Genomic DNA, 20,332 nt, shown 5'->3' on the forward strand with positions numbered 1-20,332 from the left:
CGCCGCCACCGGCCGCGCCGTCCTTGGCGCCGCAGGCCACGAGCAGCGCGACGACGACCGCCAGCGGGAGCGCTTTCAGCGCGCCACGAACCGGGGAAACAACAGCAGCACTTTCCGCCGCGACGTTCTTCAACGCAGACATGCAAATCCCTTCCGGATGCTGCGCCCGCCGCGGGCGCCTGATGAGCTGGGGGAAAGCCGACAAAGCGCAAGGCCGGGTGGAAAACCCGGCCGGACGGGTCGACGATGCGGGTTAGTATACATACACGACTGAATGTAAACCGTCCATTTACCCATTGACCTGCACGGTACCGGCGGCGCACTTACCGAGTGCTTACCGGCACCGCTCACCGAGGAGTCGCCACGCGATGGCGCGACGAACGAAAGAAGAGGCCCTGGCCACCCGCAGCCACATCCTGGACACCGCCGAGCTGGTGTTCCAGGAGCGTGGCGTGTCGCGCACGTCGCTCAACGACATCGCGCTGGCGGCCGGGCTGACCCGCGGTGCCATCTACTGGCACTTCAAGGACAAGGGCGACCTCTTCAACGCGATGCTGCTGCGCGTGACGCTGCCGATGGAGCAGATGGTCCACGCGAGCGCCGACCCGCATGTGGACGCGCCAGTGGATCACATTCTGGAAAGCTTTGTCGATGCCCTGCGCAAGACGGTGCATGACCCGCAGGTGCGGCGCGTGTTCGACATCGCGACCAACAAGGTCGAGTACGTCGACGAGCTCGACAAGGTGTGGGAGCGGCACCGCCAGGTGCATGCCGACATGCTGGCGCACGTGGAGAGCGCGCTGAAGCGGGCGGTCCAGCGCGGCCAGATCGTGCTGCGCGCGCCGGCCCGCACGGTGGCGATCGGCCTGCATGCGGTGATCGACGGCTTGATCCGCACCTGGCTGCTGGAGCCGGACTCGTTCGACCTGGTGCGGGTCGGACGGCAGGTGCTCGAAGGCTATCTGGCGGGCATGGCGCCGGTGCCGCCCGCGCCGCCGGCCATCACGCCCGTGCCGGGTTCGTCCCCGGCGCCGGCCGGGGCTCGTCGAGGTGCTGGGCGAGCAGCGCGATCGTAGCGGCCAGGCCGGCCAGTACCAGCAGCGCGAAGCGCAGGCTCGTCAGTTGCGCGAGCCAGCCGATCAGCGGCGGCCCGAGCAGGAAGCCGCCGTAGCCGAGCGTGGCCATCGCCGCGATGCCTTGGCCCGGGCCGCGGCGCGCGCGGCGTGCGGCGGTGCCGAAGACCAGCGGCGCGACCGTCGCGACGCCGAGCCCGACCGCGACGAAGGCCGCGAGCGTCAGGCCGGCGCTCTGCGTGATCAGCGCGGTGGCGAACAGCAGCGCGGCCGCGGCATTGCCGGCGCGCAGCAGCGTGGAGGCGCGCCACACCGCCATCAGCCGGTCGCCGGCCAGCCGCAGGCCCATCATCGCGCAGGCGAACGCGGCATAGCCGAAGGCGCCGAGCGCGGCGCTCAGGCCGAGGCCGTCCTTCACGTAGACCGCGCTCCAGTCGGCCATGCCGCCTTCGATCAGGAAGGCGCAGAAGACGATCGCGCCGAGGCCGCCCATGCCCGGCTCGGGCAGCGCGAAATGCGGCGCCGCCTCGGCCGGCTTCGGCGGCGTGGACTGCAGCCAGCGCATCGCCACCAGCAGCACCCCCGCCAGCACGGCCGCGACCACGCCGATGTGCAGCCCCGGCGCGATGTCGTGGTGCGCCATCGTGCCGCCGAGCGCTGCGCCGCACAGGCCGCCGGCGCTCCACAGCCCGTGCAGGCCCGACATGATCGGCTTGCCGCGGCGCGCCTCGACCTCGACCGCCAGCGCGTTCATCGCGACGTCCATCGCGCCGTTGGCCGCGCCGAGCAGGAACAGCGTGAGGGCGAGCGGCAGCAGCGAGCCGACCAGCACCGGGTGCGGCAGCAGGAAGCAGTAGATGAAGCCGGTCGCGAGCGTCAGCCCGCGCGCGCCGAGCTGGCCGATGCCGCGCCCGGCCAGCTGGAACGACACCAGCGCGCCGGCCCCCATCGCCAGCAGTGCCATGCCGAGCTGGCCCTCGCTCAGGCTCAGCGCATCGCGCACCGCGGGGATGCGCGAAACCCAGCTCGCGAAGCCGGCGCCGTTGGCGAAGAACACGGCGGCCATCGCGATGTGTTCGGCGCGCGAGGCGGTGGGAGAGGAAGACATGGCGGCTCCGAAGGCGTGGGCATGCTTGAGCGAATTCGATCAAGTTCGAGCATATTAGAGCAGTCGGCGGGGCCGGGCAAGCTAGAATTCGCGCCACGATGGTCCGCAAGACACCTGCCCCTCCGTGGTTCGGCGAAGAACGCCGCGCCCGCACGCTGAAGCTGCTGCGCGAGAAGGGGCGCGTGGAGGTGCTCGACCTTGCTCGGATGATGGGCGTGTCCGAGCACACGATCCGCCGCGACCTGCTCGACCTGCAGGCGCAGGGCGCGCTGCACAAGACGCATGGCGGCGCGGTGTCGCTGGACACGGCGCGGCTCGATTTCGCGGGGCGCGCGGATGTGATGGCGGATGCGAAGCAGGCGATCGGCCGGGCCGGTGCCGCGCTGATCGAGCCGGGCCAGACGGTGATCATCGATGCCGGTTCGACCTCGCTGGGCCTGGCGCGCGCGCTGACGGTGCGGCCGGTCACGGTGATCACGAACTCGCTCGACGTGGCGGCGCTGTTCGACCGCGACCCCGGCGTGCAGCTGGTGCTGACCGGCGGCACCTGGCACGCGCAGGCGCGGGCGCTGTGGGGGCCGGCGGCGCGCGAGATGCTGCAGCAGTGCCGCGCCGACTGGGCGGTGCCGGGGGCCTGCTCGGTCGACCTCGCGATGGGCATCACCGTCACCGACGAGGCCGACGCGGCGACCAAGCGCGCGATGATCGGCGCCGCGGCCCGCACGATGGTGCTGGCCGATCACTCGAAGCAGAACAACGTGTCGCCGTTCGTGGTCGGCCGGTGGCGCGAGGTGCACACGCTGGTCAGCGACCGCGCCTGGCCCGAGGTCCAGGCGCTGGGGGTGCGGGTGCACGTGGCACCCGACTGATCAACGGGCGTTCAACGGATCTGCTGATAGTCCACCGGCACCCACACGTAGCCGCGGCCTTCGGCGCGGATGTGCCCGATGCCCGGGAACGGCAGGTGGGCACCGGCCACCAGGAAGCCGCCCTTGGCTGCGTCGGCATAGGCCTTCTTGCGCTGGATCGCGGCCGACTTCGAATCGCTGTCGAACGAGATCGTGACCTGCGGCTGCGGGAACTGCACCGCGGCCACGTGCATCAGGTCGCCCCACAGCACCAGCTTCTGGCCCTTGGACTCGACCGCGTAGATCGAGTGGCCCGGCGTGTGGCCGCGCGCGGCGAACGAGCGCACGCCCGGCACCAGTTCGGCCTCGCCGTCGAACGGCTTGAACTTGCCGGCGGCGACGTACGGGTTCAGCGAGGCCATCGCGCCCTGGAAGAAGCCTTGCACCTCCTTCGGGGCCTTCTCCATCGTGGCCTGGCTCAGCCAGAAGTCGGCGTCATGCTGGTCGGCACGCACGATGGCGTTCGGGAACGCCGGCTTGCCATCGGCCAGCAGGCCGCCGACGTGGTCGGGGTGCATGTGGGTGATGTAGATCTCGTCGACCTGCTCGGGCTGGTAGCCGGAGGCTTTCAGGTTGGCCAGCAGGTTGCCGGCCGTCGGGCCGAACAGGCCGGCGGCACCGGTGTCGACCAGCACCAGCTTGCTGCCGGTGTTGATCAGGTAGCCGTTGACCGAGGTCTGCACGGTGTCCTTCTGGAACGACTTGTCGAGCAGCTTGCCGACGTCCTTCTGCGTCGTGTTGGTCAGCAGCTGCTTGGGCTGCAGGTCGAGCGTGCCGTCGAACAGTGCGGTCACCTCGAAGTCGCCGAGCATCATCCGGTAGTAGCCGGGCGCTTGCGTCTTGAGCTGCGGCGCGCCGGCCTGAGCGGCGGTGGCGAGCACCCATGAGCCGACCAGCGCGGCCAGGCCGTTGCGAATCCAGGGCGTGAATGTCATTCGAATTTCTCCTCGGGTGCGGAATTGCGGGCGCAAGCATAGGGGCGCGCTGCAATCCCCACCGCGCAGAGGGGCAGCGTTCCTACACACCGGCCTTCGCGAGGACGACCAGTGAAATGCCGCGCGCCGGCTGCAGCGCATCGGCGTTCTGGTACGAGTGCGGCAGGTTGCCGGGGAAGGCCAGCACCTCGCCCTCGGCCAGCGTGTAGCGCTCGCCGGCCACCATCAGGTTCACGCGGCCGTCCAGGCAGGTGAAGAACTCGCGCGTGCCCGGCAGGTGCGGCGTGCCGCCCATCACCGCGCCGGGCTCGAAGTCCATCACCTCCATCATCTCGTCGGGCACCGATTCGGGAATCAGCACGCGCAGCGTGACGCCGCGCCCCTTGCCGGCCGGGCGGCTGCGCAGCGCGATCTCGTCGGCCGGCCAGTGCCGGACCATCGCACGCGGCGACGCAAGCAGCTCGTCGATCGGCACGCCGAGCGCGCCGGCCACCTTCACCAGCACCGACAGCGACGGGTTGCCGTCGCCGGACTCCAGCGTCGCGATCGTCGAACGCGGCAGCGCGGCCGATTTCGCGAGGGCGTCCTGCGTCAGCCCGCGGGTGTGGCGCAGGCTCAGCAGGTTGCGGGCCAGGTGGCTGGCGGTGGGTTCGCTCATCAGGCCCGCATTGTCGACGGAACGGACGCTTCGCCAATGCAGCAGTCCGCGCGCTGGGCGATGCGCATGACGCTCCCTATCGTGAGGCCATCACTTCACGGAGCCTCCCCATGAAAACCCTTCGAGACGATCCGCTGGCCGGCCTGCGCGTGGCGATCACCGGCGGCACCTCGGGCCTCGGCCTCGCGCTGGTGCAGGCGCTGTCGGCGCGCGGCGCACGCGTCGCCTTCATCGCCCGCGATGCGGCCCGCGTGCGCCGGCTCGCGCAGGACCTGCCCGGCACGCGCGGCATCGTCGGCGACATCGCGCGCCGCGACGACATCCACCCGATCGCGCTGCAGGTCGGCGCCGCGCTCGGCGGGCTGGACGTGCTGGTCAACAACGCGTCGAGCCTCGGCCCGGTGCCGCTCGCGCTGCTCGCCGACACCGAGTGCGAGGACCTGGAGGCCGCGCTCGCCGCCAACGTGCTCGGCCCGTTCCGCCTCGGCAAGGCGCTGCTCGGCGCGCTGGCCGCGTCGGCGCGCACCGGAGCGCCCTCGCTGGTGATCAACATCAGCAGTGACGCCGCTGTCACGCCCTATCCCGGCTGGGGCGCCTACGGGGCCAGCAAGGCGGCGCTGCACCACCTGAGCCGCATCTGGGATGCCGAGCTGCGCGAGCACGGCGTGCGCGTGTTCTCGGTCGACCCCGGCGACATGGACACGCCGCTGCATGCGCTCGCCGTGCCCGATGCCGACCCGGCGACGCTGCAGCGGCCGGCCGATGCCGCGCGGCCGATCGTCGCGCTGATCGCCAACACCGTCGCGCACGCGGAGTTCGCATGAAAGCCGCCCACCTTCCGGCCCAGCGCCCGCGCGACGCACGCCTGCTGGTGATCGACCGCCACGGCGAGCTGCACCACGCCGAACGGTCACACCTCGCCCGCTGGCTGCGCCCCGGCGACCTGCTGGTGGCCAACGATGCGGCGACGCTGCCGGCCAGCCTGCACGGCACGCACCTGCCCACCGGCGCGCCGATCGAGGTGCGGCTGGCCGGGCGGGCTTCGCTGCGGGTGGATGCGGTGCACACCTTCACCGCGGTCGTCTTCGGTGCCGGCGACTTCCGCGCGCGCACCGAAGACCGCCCCGCGCCGCCGGCCTTGCACCCCGGCGACCGGCTGCAGCTCGGCCCGCTGGCGGCGACGGTCGCGCGGCTGCTCGACCACGCGCGGCTCATCGAGCTGCGTTTCGACGGCGACGCCGACGGCATCTGGGCCGGCATCGCGCGCCACGGCCGGCCGATCCAGTACGCCCATGTGCCGCAGCCGCTCGCACTGTGGGACGTGTGGACGCGCGTCGCGGCGCTGCCGGTCGCGTTCGAGCCGCCGTCGGCCGGCTTCCTGCTCGACTGGCAGATGCTGCACGCGCTGCGCGAGCGGCTTCGCGACGCTGACGCACGCGGCCGGCCTGTCGTCGACCGGCGATGCGGCGCTCGATGCGCGGCTGCCGTTCGACGAGCCGTACCACCTGCCGGCCGCGACCGTGCAGGCCATCGCCGACACCCGGCGCAGCGGCGGGCGTGTCGTCGCGCTCGGCACCACCGTCACGCGGGCGCTGGAGCATGCCGCGCAGGCCGGGCCGTTGCGCGCCGGCGAAGGCCTGGCGAACCAAAGGATCGGGCCGGCCAGCCGGCTGCAGGTGGTCGACGCGATCGTCAGCGGCACGCACGAGCCGGGCAGCAGCCACCATGCACTGTTGCAGGCCTTCGTCGATGCGTCGGTGCTGCGCCGCGCGGACGCGGCGCTGGCGGCGCACGGCTATCGCACGCACGAGTTCGGCGATTCGGTGCTGATCGAAAACGCCCGCCGTCCCCAAAGATCACCGCGCCAGGGTTCACGAACGATCGTGCGATCCATCGACCAGCCCGGGTTCGCCGGCTTGTTGCGGCCGGCATAAGCCCGAATAATCGGCGCCATCCAACAAACAGATGGTTCCGAGGAGACGCATGACCCCGATTCGCACCCCCGCGTTCTGTACCACCGCTGCCGCCCTGACGCTCGGGCTGGCCTTGATCGCCGGGGCCGCCCAGGCCGCTTCGACGACGACCAAGTTCGAGCCGATGCTGCAGGTGCAGGGCACGCCGCTGCTGCTGAACGGCGCGGGCACGCGCTTCAAGGCCATCTTCAAGGTCTACGACCTCGGGCTGTACACCAGCAGGAAGGTCGGCACGCCCGAGGAGCTGCTGGCGCTGCCGGGCCCGAAGCGGCTGCAGTTCACCGCGCTGCGCGACCTGCCGGGCACCGACCTGGGCCGGCTGTTCATCAAGGGCATGTCGGAGAACTCGCCGAAGGAGATGGTGCAGAAGCACACCTTGTCGGCGACCCGGCTGATCGAGATCTTCTCCGGCCGCTCGAAGATGGCCGCGGGCGAGACCTTCGCGATGGAGTTCGTGCCGGGCAAGGGCACCACCTTCTACATCATGGGCCAGCCGCAGGGCGAGCCGGTGGGCGACGCGGAGTTCTTCGCGATGGTGCTGAAGATCTGGGTCGGCGATGCGCCGGCCGACCACCTGCTGAAGGCCGCGCTGCTGGGGCGCGACAAGGAATAGGAACAGGGCGCTGCGGCCAGCGGCGCGTCAGGTCTTCTCGAACTTGAACACCGCGACGCTCGCGGTCAGGTTCGGCCGGCGGCGGCGCACCGTGCCGTTCTGGATGCCGAACGAATCGAGGATCTGCAGCCCGCTCTTGCGCGCCAGCACCTCGAAATCCGCGTACGTGCCGACGCGGATGTTCGGCGTGTCGTACCACTCGTAGGGCAGCGCCTTCGTGACCGGCATGCGCCCGCTCGCGATGCGCAGCCGGTTCGCCCAGTGCGCGAAGTTCGGGAAGCTGACGATGCCCACGCGGCCGACGCGCGCCGTCTCGAGCAGCATGCGCTCGGTGTTGCGCAGGTGCTGCAGCGTGTCGAGTTGCAGCACGACGTCGAAGCTGCGGTCCTCGAACATCGAGAGGCCTTCCTCGAGGTTCAGCTGGATCACGTTGACGCCGCGCTGCGTGCACGACAGCACGTTGGCGTCCGAGATCTCGATGCCGTAGCCGCTGCACTGGCGGTGGTCGCGCAGGTGGGCGAGCAGTTCGCCGTTGCCGCAGCCGAGGTCGAGCACGCGCGAGCCCTTCGGCACCATCTCGGCGATGAGTTCGATGTCCTTGCGATCACTCATGCCACGGCTCCCACGCCAGCGAATTCCTTGGCGATGTTGTCGAAGCGCGCCCGCAGCACGCCGTGGTACCGCGCATCGTCGAGCAAGAACGCGTCGTGCCCGTGCGGTGCGTCGATCTCGGCATAGCTCACGTCCAGGCGGTTGTCGAGCAGCGCGCGCACGATCTCGCGCGAGCGCTCCGGCGAGAAGCGCCAGTCGGTCGTGAAGCTCACCAGCTGGAACTTGCAGCGCGCGCCGGCGAAGGCCGCGGCCAGGTCGCCGCCGTGCTCGCGCGCCGGGTCGAAGTAGTCGAGCGCGCGGGTGATCAGCAGGTAGGTGTTGGCGTCGAAGTACTCGCTGAACTTGTCGCCCTGGTGGCGCAGGTAGCTCTCGATCTCGAACTCGATGTCCTGCGTGCTGTAGCCGGGCGCGCCGCCCTTCAGGCCGCGGCCGAACTTGGCCTCCATCGCGTCGTCGCTCAGGTAGGTGATGTGGCCGATCATCCGCGCCACGCGCAGCCCGCGCTTGGGCACCACGCGGTAGCCGTAGTAGTGGCCGCCGTGGAACTCGGGGTCGGTGACGATCGCGCGCCGCGCGACCTCGTTGAACGCGATGTTCTGCGCCGACAGGTTCGGCGCCGTCGCCACCGCGATGCAATGGCGCAGCCGGTCCGGGTGGCGCAGCGACCAGCTCAGTGCCTGCATGCCGCCGAGGCTGCCGCCGAGCACCGCGGCCAGCTGGGCGATGCCCAGGCGGTCGAGCAGCCGGGCCTGCGCATCGACCCAGTCTTCCACCGTGACGACCGGGAAATCGGCGCCGTAGACGCGGCCGGTCGCGGGGTCGACATGCATCGGGCCGGTCGAGCCGAAGCACGAGCCGGGGTTGTTGATGCCGATCACGAAGAAGCGGTCGGTGTCGAGCGGCTTGCCCGGGCCGATCAGGTTGTCCCACCAGCCCTCGCTGCGCGGCTCGCCCGCATGGGTGCCGGCGACGTGGTGCGAGGCGTTCAGCGCATGGCACACCAGCACCGCGTTGCTGCGCTCGGCGTTCAGCGTGCCGTAGGTCTCGTAGACGAGCGTGTAGTCGCTCAGCCTGGCGCCGCTGCGCAGCGGCAAGGGCTCGGTGAACTGCATCACCTGCGGTTTGACATCACCCAGCGAACTCATGTGGACACGCACCCAAAAAGAAAAACCGGCGCCGCCAAGATGGGGGACACCGGTGGGTGCGTCCATTCTTTAGCTGGTTTTTTAAAGCGCCCGCAAGCCGGAACAAATCAGCGCTGGCGGCAAGTATAGGGCGCCGGGCCCTGTCGGCCCCGGGCGCGAGGCCGTGGCCATGTCATCGTATCTCTTGGGGATGAAGTCAGTGTTTTGCATCCGTTTTTGTGCAGTCTGACAGGGATAGCCCCAGTAAATCGTTGATTTCTCAGTCGTACGATGACTGATGACATTCGATGAAATCGATTGTCATCCCATGACATCAGGAGGCAGACAACATGCAACGACGTACCTTTCTCGGGGCCACGCTGAGCCCCGTCGCGCTGGCCGCTTGCGGTGGCGGAGACGACAACCCGCCCGCGCCGCCGGCCCCGCCCACCGCCCAGGGCATCGCCGTCGACGCGCTGAAGCGCGCCGTGGCCTACATGGACGAAGAGGTGTCCTACCGCGGCGGCTATGTCTGGTCGTACTCGCCGGACCTGACGCAGACCTTCGGCGAGATGGAGGCCAAGCGCACGATGTGCTGGATCCAGCCGCCCGGCACGCCGTCGGTCGGCAACGTGTTCCTCGACGCGTACCACGCCACCGGCGACGAGCGCTTCTACCAGGCGGCCGAGCGCACCGCGCTCGCGGTCGTCGCGGCCCAGCACGCCTCGGGCGGCTGGAACTACATCCACGACTTCGCCGGCGAGGAGTCGCTCAAGCACTGGTACGAGACCATCGGCAAGAACGGCTGGCGCCTCGAGGAGTTCCAGAACTACTACGGCAACGCCACCTTCGACGACGCCGGCACCGCGGTGGCGTCGCAGTTGATGCTGCGCATGTGGCTCGAGAAGAAGGATCCCCGTTTCGAGACGCCGCTGAATCGTGCAATCGATTTCATAAGACAGGCCCAGTTCGGCGCCGAGCTCGGCATCGCCAATGGCGGCTGGCCGCAGCGCTTCCCGCACTACGCTGGATCGAAGGCCAGCATGCCGCAGCCGAACCCCGAGCAGATCCCGGCCGGCGCGCATGCCGGCATGGAGGATGGCGATTACACGCTGCACGTCACCTTCAACGACGACGTGATGGGCGAGAACATCAAGTTCCTGACGATGTGCGTGCTGGCGCTCGGCCGCACCGACCTGCTGGACAACATCACGCGCGCGATGGAGTGCATGCGCGCGATGCAGCAGCCCGCGCCGCAGGCCGGCTGGAGCCTGCAGCACCTGTCGCGCGAGACGAACGGCCGCCCGGCCGGCGCCGCCGCCGGGGCGCGCACCTACGAGCCGCGCTCGCTGGCCACGCACACCACGCAGACCAACATCCAGCAGCTGTTCCACTACTTCACGCTGACCGGCGACCGCAAGTTCCTCGCGCGCATCCCCGAGGCGATCGCGTGGTTGAAGACGGTGCCGCTGCCGGCCGACGCGATCCAGCGCAACGCGCTGCTGAGCGGCCGCACGCACGCGACTTTCATCGAACTGGACAGCAACGAGTCGCTGTACGTGCACCGCTACGGCTCGAACATCCACAACGGCGCCTACTTCGCCGACAAGGACCTGACGAACACGCTGAGCCATTACTCGGCGGGCCGCTCGATCGACATCGCCGGGCTGCAGAAGCGCTACGACGATCTCAGCGGCATGAGCGACGCGGCGGTGGCCGAGCTGGTGGCACGCTCGCCGCTGAAGGCGACGCAGCCGACGGCGCTGCCGAAGTTCTTCGGCATCCGCGAGGTCGATTTCCCCGACCTGTTCAGCGGCGCGAAGATGACGACGCCGGTGGTGCCGCAGACCGAGGTCGACACGCTGGTGGCCGACCTGGGCACGAAGAACTACTGGACCGCGCCGGTGCCCGAGGTGGTGAACCCGTACCGCGGCGACGGGCCGACGGCGCCGTACACCGGCACCGCCTACCGCAGCAAGCATGTGGGCGACATCTACGACACCTCGCCGTACCCGGCCGACAACCCGCCGGACATCGCGCCCTACGTGAAGCGCGACAAGCCGCRGTTCATCGTGACGGCGGACGTGATCCGGCGCATCGGGCGGCTGATCGCGTTCGTGTCGCCGGTGGTCTGAGGACGCGGCCAGGTCTTCAGCCGAGTTCGCGGCTCGCCAGCGCCGCCGCCGCGGCGCGCGTCTCCACGCCGAGCTTCTCGAACACATGCTCGAGGTGCTTGTTCACGGTGCGCGGGCTCATGCCGAGGATCTCGCCGACGTCGCGGTTGGTCTTGCCCTTCGCGATCCACGACAGCACCTCGGTCTCGCGCGGCGTCAGCGACGCGGTGCTCAGCCGCGTCGGCGGCACGTCGCTCGCGGCCTGCAGGCGCATCAGCAGCATCCGCTCGCCCAGCCCGACTGCGCCGGCGTGGCGCACCGACAGCACCCGGCCATCGGTGCCGATGCTGCGGTGCTCCGCCACGCCATCGTCTGCCCAGGCCGCCGGCAGCCCCTGCGGGTGGAACTCGCGCAGCCACGCCGCCGCCTGCGGCGAACGCCACGCGACGCGCCCCTGCGCGTCGAGCACCAGCACGCCGTGCCCGCCGACATCCACCGCCTCGCGCGCGAGCCGCACTGCGCGCGCATTGCGCACGTGCGTGGCCAGGCGCACCAGCACCTCCTGCGCACGCACCGGCTTCACGACGTAGTCGACGCCGCCGCTCTCGAAGCCTTCGACGATGTGCGGCGTCTCCGACAGGCCGGTCATGAAGATCACCGGGATGTGCGACAGCGCCGGGTCCTGCTTGATGCGCCGGCAGGTCTCGAAGCCCGACAGCCCCGGCATCAGCGCGTCGAGCAGGATCGCATCGGGCGTCGCGAGGTCCAGCCGTGCGAGGGCTGACTCACCGTCGCGCGCGACCAGCACCGTGTAGCCCTCGGCCTCGAGCGACGCGCACAGCGCGCCGAGCGACTGCGGCGCGTCGTCGACCACCAGCACGACGGGGGACGCACTCACAGCGCCTCCGTCGTCACGTCGCGCAGCGCCTGCGTCAGCCGGTCGAGCAGCGCATCGAGCTCGAAGCGCTCCGCCAGCAGCCGCATCGCGCGCAGCTCGGCGTGGGCCCCCGGGTGCTGGGCGATCGCCGCATCCAGCGCTGCCTGCACGCCCTGCAGGTGACCGAGCCGCACGAGCCGGATCAGGTCGCCGATCAGCTCGGCGGGCAATGCCGTCGCACCCACCGGCCCGGCCGCACCGGTGACACCGGCCGTGGCCCAGTTCGGCAGCGCCAGCTCGGCCAGCCATTCGATCTGCAGGTGCCGCTGCAGCATGTCCAGCAGCTCCGATTCGATCACCGGCTTGTCGACGAAGCCCTGGCAGCCGGCGGCCGCCAGCTTGTCGGCCTGGTTCTCGAACGCGTTCGCCGACACCATCAGGATCGGCAGGTGCAGCAGCCCGGCCGCGCGGATCTGGCGCGCGGTCTGCCAGCCGTCCATGTCGTCCATCGAGACGTCGAGCAGCACCGCATCGGGGCAGTCGTCCAGCACGCTCTCGAGGCACTCGCGTCCGCTCGCCGCCTCGCGGATGCGAAAGCCGAGCGGCATCAGCAGCCCCGCCAGCATCTGGCGCTGCGTCGGCTGGTCGTCCACCACCAGCAGGCTGCGCCGCGGGCCGAGGTAGCCGGTGACCGGCCGGTGCGTGCGCCGCGGCAGCACCGGCGCGCTGATCTCGCGCAGGTACAGCCGCGCGGTGAAGGTGCTGCCGCGGCCCGGCGCGCTCTTCACCGTCAGCTCGCCGCCCATCAGCTGGGTCAGCAGGTGGGTGATCGTCAGCCCGAGGCCGGTGCCGGGCTCGCCGGTGCGCCGTCCGGCGCTGCCGCGCTCGAACGGCAGGAAGATGCGTTCCTGGTCCTGCGCCGCGATGCCGATGCCGGTGTCGATCACCTCGAAGCGCGCCAGCTCCAGCCGGTAGTCCAGCTTCAGCGTCACGCTGCCGCGGTCGGTGAAGCGCACCGCGTTGCTCAGCAGGTTGATCAGGATTTGGCGCAGCCGCTTCGCATCGGCGTTCACATGGCCGGGCACGCGGCCGCTGGTCTGCAGCGTGAAGACGAGCCCTTTCGCTTCCGCCTGCGGCCCGACCATGCGCACCAGGTCGTCGAGGAACTCGTGCATCGGCAGCGGCGCCATGTCCAGCCGCAGCCGGCCAGCCTCGATGCGCGCCAGGTCGAGCAGCCCGTCGACCAGCCCGTGCAGGTGCTCGCCGCTGCGGTGGATGGTGTCGACCGACGCGCGCCGCACGCCCTGCACCTGCTCGTCCTTCAGCAGGATCTGCGCATAGCCGAGGATGCTGTTCAGCGGCGTGCGCAGCTCGTGCGTCATGCCGGCCACGTAGCGCGTCTTCGCCTGGTTCGCGGCCTCGGCCAGGTCCTTCGCGGCCTGCAGCGCGGCGTCGGTGCGGCGGTGCGCGTCGATCTCGCGCGTCAGCAGCTGTTTCTGCCGGTTCGACTCGTCCTGCGCCATGTGCCGGCTCTCGCTGCCCAGCACCACCCACCAGGCGCCGACGGCGGCCGCCAGCGACAGCAGCGCGAACACCTTCAGCAGCGGCGCCTTCAGCGCGCCCTGGCCGGCGGCGTGCAGCACGCCCTCCTGGTCGTAGACCACGCCGAGGATCACCGCCAGCAGCCCGATCAGCGAGGCGGCCACCACCAGGTAGTGCGCGACGCGGAAGTTCACGCGCGATGCGAGCCGCTGCGGCAGCACCGCGGCCAGCACCGCGCTGACCTGTTCGGCGGCGCGCGAATCGGTCTTGCAGCGGTCGTGGCAGCGCGATTCCAGCGTGCAGCACAGCGAGCAGATCGGCGCGCCGTAAGCCGGGCAGTGCGCCATGTCTTCGGACTCGAAGGCGTTGTCGCACACCGTGCAGCTCACGCTCTGGCCCGGTGCCCAGCGCGTGGTGTCGTGCCGCGCCAGGTACCAGCGCCCGCGCGTCGCCCACGCGAGCAGCGGCGACACCACCATCGCGGTGACCAGCGCGATGAACGGCGCAAAGGCCTGCGCCGCGGCACCGAGCGCGCCGGCGTACGCGACGATCGCGAGCACCGCCGCGCTCAGCATTGCGCCGAGCCCGACCGGGTTGATGTCGTACAGGTGCGCGCGCTTGAACTCGATGTGGCGCGGGCTCCAGCCGAGCGGCTTGTTGATCACGAGGTCGGCGACGAGCGCGCCCACCCACGCGATCGCGACATTGCTGTACAGCCCGAGCACGCGCTCCAGCGCCTCGAACACGCCCAGCGTCATCAGCAGCACCGCGATCAGCACGTTGAACACCAGCCACACCACGCGGCCCGGGTGGCTGTGCGTGAGGCGAGCGAAGAAGTTCGACCACGCGAGCGAGCCGGCGTAGGCGTTGGTCAGGTTGATCTTCAGCTGCGAGACCAGCACGAACAGCGTGGTCGCGCCGAGGATCCAGGCCGGGTCCGCGAACACGTAGGCGAAGCCGGCCAGGTACATCTGCGTGGGCTCGACCGCCTTCTCGGTCGGGATCTGGTGCTGCAGCGCGAGGAAGGCGAGGAAGGCGCCGCCCAGCATCTTCACCATGCCCGGCACGATCCAGCCGGGGCCGGCCACCAGCACCGCGGCCCACCAGCGGCGCCGGTTGGCACGCGTCTTCTCGGGCAGGAAGCGCAGGTAGTCGACCTGCTCGCCGATCTGCACCACCAGCGAGAACGCGACGGTGGCGGCGGTGCCGAACATCAGCCAGCTGAAGCCGTTGCTGCCCGAGGCCCGGCCGACCAGCCCGGTGAAGTCGGCGAACGCCTGCGGGTTCTTCGCCAGCACGAAGGCGTAGGGGCAGATCAGGAGGATCAGCCACAGCGGCTGCGTCCACAGCTGCAGCCGCGAGATCAGCGTGATGCCGTGCATCACCAGCGGCACGATGCCGAGCGACGACAGCAGGTAGCACAGCGACAGCGGCCAGCCGAAGTACATCTGCAGCGCGAGCGCGAGGATGGCCGCCTCGAGCGCGAGGAAGATGAAGGTGAAGCTCGCGTAGACCAGCGAGGTCAGCGTGGAGCCGAGGTAGCCGAAGCCGGCGCCGCGCGTCAGCAGGTCCATGTCGACGCCGTACTTCGCCGCGTAATAGCTGATCGGCAGCCCGGTCAGGAAGGTGATCAGCCCGACCACGAGGATCGCCCACAGCGCGTTCGAGAAGCCGTAGCCGATCGCGATCGAGCCGCCGATCGCCTCGAGCGCGAGGAACGAGGTGGCGCCGAACGCGGTGTTGGCGACGCGGAACTCGCTCCACTTGCGGAAGCTGCGCGGCGTGTAGCGCAGCGCGTAGTCCTCGAGCGTCTCGTTGCCGACCCAGGTGTTGTAGTCCCGGCGGATGCGAAAGATCTTTTGCGTGGCCACGGACACCGGTTTCTCCGACAACGACGGCAGTGTCGGCTCTCATGCAAGAAGCGCTCCCGCGGCCGGCTACGTTGATTGACGTATTCGGTTTGCGCACGCCATCCCGGACAGTCGGCCCCAGCGTGAACAACGCGGCACCGCACAGGCTTGGTGCCGTGCGTCATGACGATGCCCTCAACCTGTTCGGAGAACACGATGACCGACCGCAACGACGACCTCCACACCGATTCGATGCAGCGCCGCCGGCTGCTGCAAGGCGCCGCCGCGTTGCCCCTCGCGGGCCTGTCGGGGTTCGCGCTCGCGCAGGCCGCCCCCACCGCCAAGGTCAACACGACGAAGCTGGCGGTCACCGACACCGAGGTGACGGTGGGCCAGCTGCACTCGGGCACCGGCACGATGGCGATCTCGGAGACCGGCTCGATCCAGGCCGAGCAGCTCGCAATCGACCAGATCAACGCGATGGGCGGCGTGCTCGGCCGCAAGATCAAGGTGATCAAGGAAGACGGCGCGTCCGACTGGCCGACCTTCGCCGAGAAGTCGAAGAAGCTGCTGGTCAACGACCGCGTGGCCTGCGTGTTCGGCTGCTGGACCTCGGCCTCGCGCAAGGCGGTGCTGCCGATCTTCGAGAAGGAGAACGGCATGCTCTATTACCCGACCTTCTACGAAGGCCTGGAGCAGAGCAAGAACGTGATCTACACCGGCCAGGAGGCGACGCAGCAGATCCTGTGGGGCCTCGACTGGGCGGCCAAGGAGAAGAAGGCCAAGACCTACTTCCTGGTCGGCTCCGACTACATCTGGCCGCGCACCTCGATGAAGATCGGCCGCAAGCACATCGAGGGGCACCTCGCCGGCAGCAAGGTGGTCGGCGAGGAGTACTACCCGCTCGGCCACACCAACTTCAACTCGCTGATCAACAAGATCAAGGTCGCCAAGCCCGACTGCATCTTCGTCGCGGTGGTGGGCGGCTCGAACGTCGCGTTCTACAAGCAGCTGAAGGCGGCCGGCGTCACCGCCGACAAGCAGTTCCTGCTGACGATCTCGGTGACGGAAGACGAGGTGCTGGGCATCGGCGGCGAGAACATGGCCGGCTTCTACGCGTCGATGAAGTACTTCCAGTCGCTGGACAACGCGAACAACAAGGCCTTCGTGTCGGCGTTCCGCGCCAAGTACGGCCCGACCGCGGTGATCGGCGACGTGACGCAGGCCGGCTACCTGGGGCCGTGGCTGTGGAAGGCGGCGGTCGAGAAGGCCGGCAGCTTCGACGTCGACAAGATCGCCGCGGCCTCGGCCGGCATCGAGCTGAAGACCGCGCCCGAGGGCTACGTGAAGGTGCACGAGAACCACCACCTGTGGAGCAAGACGCGCATCGGCATGGCGCAGGCGGACGGGCAGTTCAAGGTGGTGGCGGAGTCGCCTGACTTGATCGAGCCGAATCCGTTTCCCAAGGGATACCAGTAAGCACGACGGGCGCCGCCATGACCCTCTCCGAAATCCTGAACATCTCGCTGATGCAAGGCTTCGCCGGCCTGAGCCTGTTCTCGGTGCTGCTGCTGATGGGCCTGGGCCTGGCCATCATCTTCGGCCAGATGGGCGTCATCAACATGGCGCATGGCGAGTTCATGACGATCGGCGCCTACACGATCTGGCTGTTCTCGCACCTGGCCGAAAGCTACGCACCGAAGCTGATGGCCGCGTACTTCCCGGTGGCGATCGTCGCGGCCTTCGGCTTCGCGTTCGCCGCCGGCTGGGCGGTCGAGTGGCTGTTCATCCGCCACCTGTACCGCCGCCCGCTCGACACGCTGCTCGCCACCTGGGGCCTGTCGCTGGGCATGCAGCAGATCTTCCGCTCGACCTTCGGCGCGAAGGAGGTGAGCCCGACACTGCCCGACTGGCTGATGGGTTCGTGGGCGCCGTCCGCCGGTCTCGACATCCCGATCAACGGCCTGTTCGTGATGGCGCTGACGGCGGTCGTCACCGGCGGCGTGCTGCTCGCGCTGTACCGCTCGCGCTGGGGCCTGCGRGTGCGCGCCACCGTGGCCAACCGCATGATGGCCAACGCGACCGGCATCAACACGCGCCAGACCGACCGGCTCACCTTCGCGATCGGCTGCGGCATCGCCGGCGTCGCGGGGGCCGCCTTCACCACCATCGGCTCCACCGGCCCGACCAGCGGCTCGCTCTACATCGTCGACGCCTTCCTGGTCGTCACCTTCGGCGGCGCGGCCAGCCTGCTCGGCACCGTGGTGTCGGCCTTCGGCATCGCGCAGACGCAGTCGATCACCGAGTTCTTCATCACCGGCTCGATGGCCAAGGTGCTGACGCTGTCGCTGATCGTGCTGATCCTGATGGTGCGACCGCAGGGGCTGTTCGCGGCCAAGGTGCGGCGTTGATCTCTCTTCAAGGAGCTCCGATGAATCGCATCGTGCAGTGGCTGGACCGCAGCGGCATGGGCAGCGTGCTGCTGCTGGCCGTGGTGCTGGCGGTGGTGTTCCCGCTGGCCTTCGACCTGTTCCGCCTCAACCTGGTCGGCAAGTACCTGAGCTATGCCTTCGTCGCGCTGGGCCTGGTGATGCTGTGGGGCTACGGCGGCGTGCTGAGCCTCGGGCAGGGCGTGTTCTTCGGCCTCGGCGGCTACGGCATGGCGATGTTCCTGAAGCTCGAGGCGAGCGACCCCGTGACGACGAAGATCCAGTCGACGCCGGGCATCCCCGACTTCATGGACTGGAACCAGATCACCGCGCTGCCGCTGTGGTGGGAGCCGTTCCGGCACTTCCCGTTCGCGCTGCTCGCGATCCTCGCGGTGCCGACGCTGCTGGCCTTCGTGATCGGCTTCGCGATGTTCAAGCGGCGCGTCGGCGGCGTGTACTTCGCGATCATCACGCAGGCGGTGGCGCTGATCCTCACGGTGCTGATCATCGGCCAGCAGGGCTACACCGGCGGCGTCAACGGCATGACCGACCTGAAGACSCTGCTCGGCTGGGACACCCGCACCAACAGCGCGAAGTACATCCTGTACTTCCTGACGGTGGCGCTGCTGATCGGCGCGATCGTCGGGTGCAGCTGGATCCAGAAGAGCAAGCTCGGCACGCTGCTGCTCGCGATGCGCGACAAGGAAGACCGCGTGCGCTTCTCGGGCTACGACGTCGCGATGTTCCGCGTGTTCGCGTTCTGCCTGGCGGCGCTGCTGTCGGCCATCGGCGGTGCGCTGTTCACGCTGCAGGTGGGCTTCATGTCGCCGTCGCTGGTGGGCATCGTGCCCAGCATCGAGATGGTGATCTTCGCGGCGGTCGGCGGGCGCATGTCGCTGGTCGGCGCGGTGTGGGGTGCGCTGCTCGTCAACTTCGGCAAGACCTACTTCTCCGAGAGCTTCCCCGACCTGTGGCTGTTCCTGATGGCGGCGATGTTCCTCGGCGTGGTGCTCGCGTTCCCCGACGGGCTGGCCGGGTTGTATGCCAACAAGCTGAAGCCGTGGTGGCTGCGGCGCAGGCGCCGCAGCACGGCCGAGCCGCGTGCCGAGACCGCATGGAGGGCGTCATGAGCAACACCGACTTCGTGCTGGCGGTCGAGGACCTCACCGTCTCGTTCGACGGCTTCAAGGCGATCGACGCGTTGACGCTGTACGTCGACAAGAACGAGCTGCGCGTGATCATCGGCCCGAACGGCGCCGGCAAGACCACGCTGCTCGACCTGATCTGCGGCAAGACGCGCGCAAGCGGCGGCAGCATCAAGTTCAAGAACACCGAGATGAGCCGGCTGCCCGAATACCAGATCGTGCGCGCCGGCATCGGCCGCAAGTTCCAGACGCCGTCGATCTACGAGAACCTCAGCGTGTTCCAGAACCTGGAGGTCTCGTTCCCGCGCGGCCGCGGTGTGTTCGGGGCGCTGGCGTTCCAGCGCGATGCCGAGGTGCGCGACGCGGTGCAGTCGGTGGCCGCCGAGATCGGCCTGGCCGACCAGCTCGAGCTGGAGGCCGGGCTGCTCTCGCACGGCCAGAAGCAGTGGCTCGAGATCGGCATGCTGCTGATGCAGGACCCGGAGCTGCTGATGCTCGACGAGCCGATCGCCGGCATGAGCGTGCGCGAGCGCGAGCTGACGGCCGAGCTGCTGAAGCGCATCTGCAAGGGGCGCTCGATGATCGTCATCGAGCACGACATGGATTTCGTCAAGCAGATCGCCCACAAGGTGACGGTGATGCACCAGGGCAGGATCCTCGCCGAGGGCTCGATGGAGCAGGTGCAGGCCGACCCGAAGGTGATCGACGTCTACCTCGGCCATTGAGGACATTGCGATGCTCCATGTGAAGAACCTGCACGTCGCCTATGGCCAGAGCGAGGCCCTGCACGGCATCGATTTCGACGCGGGGAAGAACGAGGCCGTCGCGATCATGGGCCGCAACGGCATGGGCAAGACCACGCTGTTCAAGAGCCTGATGGGGATCCTGCCGGCCAGGTCCGGCAGCATCGAGGTCGACGGCCGCGAGGTCACGAAGGACGAGAGCTTCCAGCGCGTGCGCAAGGGCCTGGCCTACGTGCCGCAGGGCCGCATGATCTTCCCGATGCTGACGGTCGAGGAGAACATCCGCACCGGCCTGGAGAACGCCGCGAGCCGGCGCATCCCCGACGAGATCTACGCGCTGTTCCCGGTGYTGTTCGACATGCGCTCTCGCAAGGGCGGCAACCTGTCGGGCGGCCAGCAGCAGCAGCTCGCGATCGCCCGCGCGCTGGTCACCAACCCGAAGGTGCTGCTGCTCGACGAGCCGACCGAGGGCATCCAGCCTTCGATCATCAAGGACATCGCCCGCGCGCTGAACGAGATCCGCAAGCGGCGCGAGATCACGATCGTGGTCTCCGAACAGGTGCTGAGCTTCGCGATGGACGTGGCCGACCGGCTGTTCGTCATCGAGGGCGGGCGGCTGGTGCACGAG

General features: G+C 69.4%; 18 protein-coding genes, 1 pseudogene and 1 riboswitch. Of the genes and pseudogenes, 12 read left to right on the top strand and 7 right to left on the bottom strand.

Annotated elements, in window-relative coordinates:
• Positions 1 to 368: 368 nt before the first annotated feature.
• Positions 369 to 1,076: a TetR family transcriptional regulator gene (locus AC1D15_RS04010; protein WP_465111376.1), complete on the top strand. Its 708-nt coding sequence runs from the start codon at positions 369 to 371 to the stop codon at positions 1,074 to 1,076.
• Here the strand turns inward: AC1D15_RS04010 and AC1D15_RS04015 are convergent.
• Positions 1,003 to 2,181 (bottom strand): MFS transporter, encoded by a 1,179-nt coding sequence (locus AC1D15_RS04015; RefSeq protein WP_477825013.1) that lies wholly within the window; start codon positions 2,179 to 2,181, stop codon positions 1,003 to 1,005. The two genes, AC1D15_RS04010 and AC1D15_RS04015, sit on opposite strands and share 74 nt — an antisense overlap.
• A 98-nt stretch (positions 2,182 to 2,279) precedes the next feature.
• On the opposite strand from AC1D15_RS04015, the gene AC1D15_RS04020 reads away from it, so the two are divergent.
• Complete coding sequence (locus tag AC1D15_RS04020; protein ID WP_477825014.1) at positions 2,280 to 3,050, top strand: DeoR/GlpR family DNA-binding transcription regulator; 771 nt, start codon at positions 2,280 to 2,282, stop codon at positions 3,048 to 3,050.
• A gap of 11 nt (positions 3,051 to 3,061) precedes the next feature.
• On the opposite strand, the gene AC1D15_RS04025 is transcribed toward AC1D15_RS04020, so the two are convergent.
• Both AC1D15_RS04025 and AC1D15_RS04030 read right to left on the bottom strand, forming a co-directional pair.
• Positions 3,062 to 4,024: an MBL fold metallo-hydrolase gene (locus tag AC1D15_RS04025; RefSeq protein ID WP_477825015.1), complete on the bottom strand. Its 963-nt coding sequence runs from the start codon at positions 4,022 to 4,024 to the stop codon at positions 3,062 to 3,064.
• 82 nt (positions 4,025 to 4,106) lie between these two features.
• Entirely contained in the window at positions 4,107 to 4,682 is a 576-nt protein-coding gene (locus AC1D15_RS04030) for a helix-turn-helix domain-containing protein (RefSeq protein WP_052211322.1), read from the bottom strand.
• A 110-nt stretch (positions 4,683 to 4,792) separates the two neighbouring features.
• Between AC1D15_RS04030 and AC1D15_RS04035 the strand changes: the two genes are divergently transcribed.
• The 4 genes and pseudogenes from AC1D15_RS04035 to AC1D15_RS04050 all read left to right on the top strand — a co-directional run bounded on the left by AC1D15_RS04035 (position 4,793) and on the right by AC1D15_RS04050 (position 7,268).
• The gene (locus AC1D15_RS04035; protein WP_477825016.1) at positions 4,793 to 5,506 is read left to right on the top strand and encodes an SDR family NAD(P)-dependent oxidoreductase; all 714 of its coding nucleotides are present in this window, start codon (positions 4,793 to 4,795) and stop codon (positions 5,504 to 5,506) included.
• Positions 5,503 to 6,039 (top strand): annotated as a pseudogene (locus tag AC1D15_RS04040) (S-adenosylmethionine:tRNA ribosyltransferase-isomerase); the annotation flags it as partial. The gene AC1D15_RS04035 and the pseudogene AC1D15_RS04040, both read left to right, overlap by 4 nt.
• Before the next feature lie 163 nt (positions 6,040 to 6,202).
• Positions 6,203 to 6,616 carry an S-adenosylmethionine:tRNA ribosyltransferase-isomerase gene (locus AC1D15_RS04045; protein WP_477825017.1) on the top strand — a complete coding sequence of 138 codons (414 nt, stop codon included), beginning with the start codon at positions 6,203 to 6,205 and terminating at the stop codon, positions 6,614 to 6,616.
• 49 nt (positions 6,617 to 6,665) lie between these two features.
• The gene (locus AC1D15_RS04050) at positions 6,666 to 7,268 is read left to right on the top strand and encodes a chalcone isomerase family protein (protein ID WP_477825018.1); all 603 of its coding nucleotides are present in this window, start codon (positions 6,666 to 6,668) and stop codon (positions 7,266 to 7,268) included.
• 27 nt (positions 7,269 to 7,295) lie between these two features.
• On the opposite strand, the gene metW is transcribed toward AC1D15_RS04050, so the two are convergent.
• Positions 7,296 to 7,880, bottom strand: a complete 585-nt coding sequence (gene metW, locus AC1D15_RS04055) for a methionine biosynthesis protein MetW (protein ID WP_047501437.1) — start codon at positions 7,878 to 7,880, stop codon at positions 7,296 to 7,298.
• Positions 7,877 to 9,025: a homoserine O-succinyltransferase MetX gene (gene metX / locus AC1D15_RS04060; RefSeq protein ID WP_477825019.1), complete on the bottom strand. Its 1,149-nt coding sequence runs from the start codon at positions 9,023 to 9,025 to the stop codon at positions 7,877 to 7,879. Before metX ends, metW begins: the two co-directional genes overlap by 4 nt.
• 52 nt (positions 9,026 to 9,077) lie before the next feature.
• Positions 9,078 to 9,149, bottom strand: a riboswitch (SAM riboswitch).
• A 205-nt stretch (positions 9,150 to 9,354) separates the two neighbouring features.
• Between metX and AC1D15_RS04065 the strand changes: the two genes are divergently transcribed.
• A complete protein-coding gene (locus tag AC1D15_RS04065) occupies positions 9,355 to 11,139 on the top strand; it encodes a pectate lyase (RefSeq protein WP_477825020.1) in 1,785 nt (594 codons plus the stop codon).
• A gap of 16 nt (positions 11,140 to 11,155) precedes the next feature.
• On the opposite strand, the gene AC1D15_RS04070 is transcribed toward AC1D15_RS04065, so the two are convergent.
• Entirely contained in the window at positions 11,156 to 12,016 is an 861-nt protein-coding gene (locus AC1D15_RS04070; RefSeq protein ID WP_047501443.1) for a response regulator, read from the bottom strand.
• Positions 12,013 to 15,414 carry a hybrid sensor histidine kinase/response regulator gene (locus tag AC1D15_RS04075; RefSeq protein WP_477825021.1) on the bottom strand — a complete coding sequence of 1,134 codons (3,402 nt, stop codon included), beginning with the start codon at positions 15,412 to 15,414 and terminating at the stop codon, positions 12,013 to 12,015. Before AC1D15_RS04075 ends, AC1D15_RS04070 begins: the two co-directional genes overlap by 4 nt.
• 189 nt (positions 15,415 to 15,603) lie before the next feature.
• Between AC1D15_RS04075 and urtA the strand changes: the two genes are divergently transcribed.
• The 5 genes from urtA to urtE form a co-directional block, all read left to right on the top strand.
• Entirely contained in the window at positions 15,604 to 16,866 is a 1,263-nt protein-coding gene (gene urtA, locus AC1D15_RS04080) for an urea ABC transporter substrate-binding protein (RefSeq protein WP_477825022.1), read from the top strand.
• A 17-nt stretch (positions 16,867 to 16,883) separates the two neighbouring features.
• Positions 16,884 to 17,798, top strand: coding sequence for an urea ABC transporter permease subunit UrtB (gene urtB, locus AC1D15_RS04085; RefSeq protein WP_047501449.1), 915 nt, complete (start codon positions 16,884 to 16,886; stop codon positions 17,796 to 17,798).
• A 20-nt stretch (positions 17,799 to 17,818) separates the two neighbouring features.
• The gene (gene urtC, locus AC1D15_RS04090) at positions 17,819 to 18,946 is read left to right on the top strand and encodes an urea ABC transporter permease subunit UrtC (protein ID WP_477825023.1); all 1,128 of its coding nucleotides are present in this window, start codon (positions 17,819 to 17,821) and stop codon (positions 18,944 to 18,946) included.
• Positions 18,943 to 19,686, top strand: coding sequence for an urea ABC transporter ATP-binding protein UrtD (urtD, locus tag AC1D15_RS04095; protein ID WP_047501451.1), 744 nt, complete (start codon positions 18,943 to 18,945; stop codon positions 19,684 to 19,686). The genes urtC and urtD overlap by 4 nt, the downstream gene beginning before the upstream one ends.
• Positions 19,687 to 19,696: 10 nt before the next feature.
• Positions 19,697 to 20,332, top strand: a 636-nt coding sequence (urtE, locus tag AC1D15_RS04100) for an urea ABC transporter ATP-binding subunit UrtE (RefSeq protein WP_477825024.1), incomplete at its 3' end; no start/stop codon positions are given.

The sequence above is a fragment of the Rhizobacter sp. P2_H2 genome (assembly GCF_056403375.1).

Excerpts from the sequence above, each read along its gene's own strand:
- AC1D15_RS04010 (WP_465111376.1), top strand. The coding sequence starts at position 369 with ATGGCGCGACGAACGAAAGAAGAGGCCCTGGCCACCCGCAGCCACATC.
- AC1D15_RS04015 (WP_477825013.1), bottom strand. The coding sequence starts at position 2,181 with ATGTCTTCCTCTCCCACCGCCTCGCGCGCCGAACACATCGCGATGGCC.
- AC1D15_RS04020 (WP_477825014.1), top strand. The coding sequence starts at position 2,280 with ATGGTCCGCAAGACACCTGCCCCTCCGTGGTTCGGCGAAGAACGCCGC.
- AC1D15_RS04025 (WP_477825015.1), bottom strand. The coding sequence starts at position 4,024 with ATGACATTCACGCCCTGGATTCGCAACGGCCTGGCCGCGCTGGTCGGC.
- AC1D15_RS04030 (WP_052211322.1), bottom strand. The coding sequence starts at position 4,682 with ATGAGCGAACCCACCGCCAGCCACCTGGCCCGCAACCTGCTGAGCCTG.
- AC1D15_RS04035 (WP_477825016.1), top strand. The coding sequence starts at position 4,793 with ATGAAAACCCTTCGAGACGATCCGCTGGCCGGCCTGCGCGTGGCGATC.
- AC1D15_RS04050 (WP_477825018.1), top strand. The coding sequence starts at position 6,666 with ATGACCCCGATTCGCACCCCCGCGTTCTGTACCACCGCTGCCGCCCTG.
- metW (WP_047501437.1), bottom strand. The coding sequence starts at position 7,880 with ATGAGTGATCGCAAGGACATCGAACTCATCGCCGAGATGGTGCCGAAG.
- metX (WP_477825019.1), bottom strand. The coding sequence starts at position 9,025 with ATGAGTTCGCTGGGTGATGTCAAACCGCAGGTGATGCAGTTCACCGAG.
- urtA (WP_477825022.1), top strand. The coding sequence starts at position 15,604 with ATGACCGACCGCAACGACGACCTCCACACCGATTCGATGCAGCGCCGC.
- urtD (WP_047501451.1), top strand. The coding sequence starts at position 18,943 with ATGAGCAACACCGACTTCGTGCTGGCGGTCGAGGACCTCACCGTCTCG.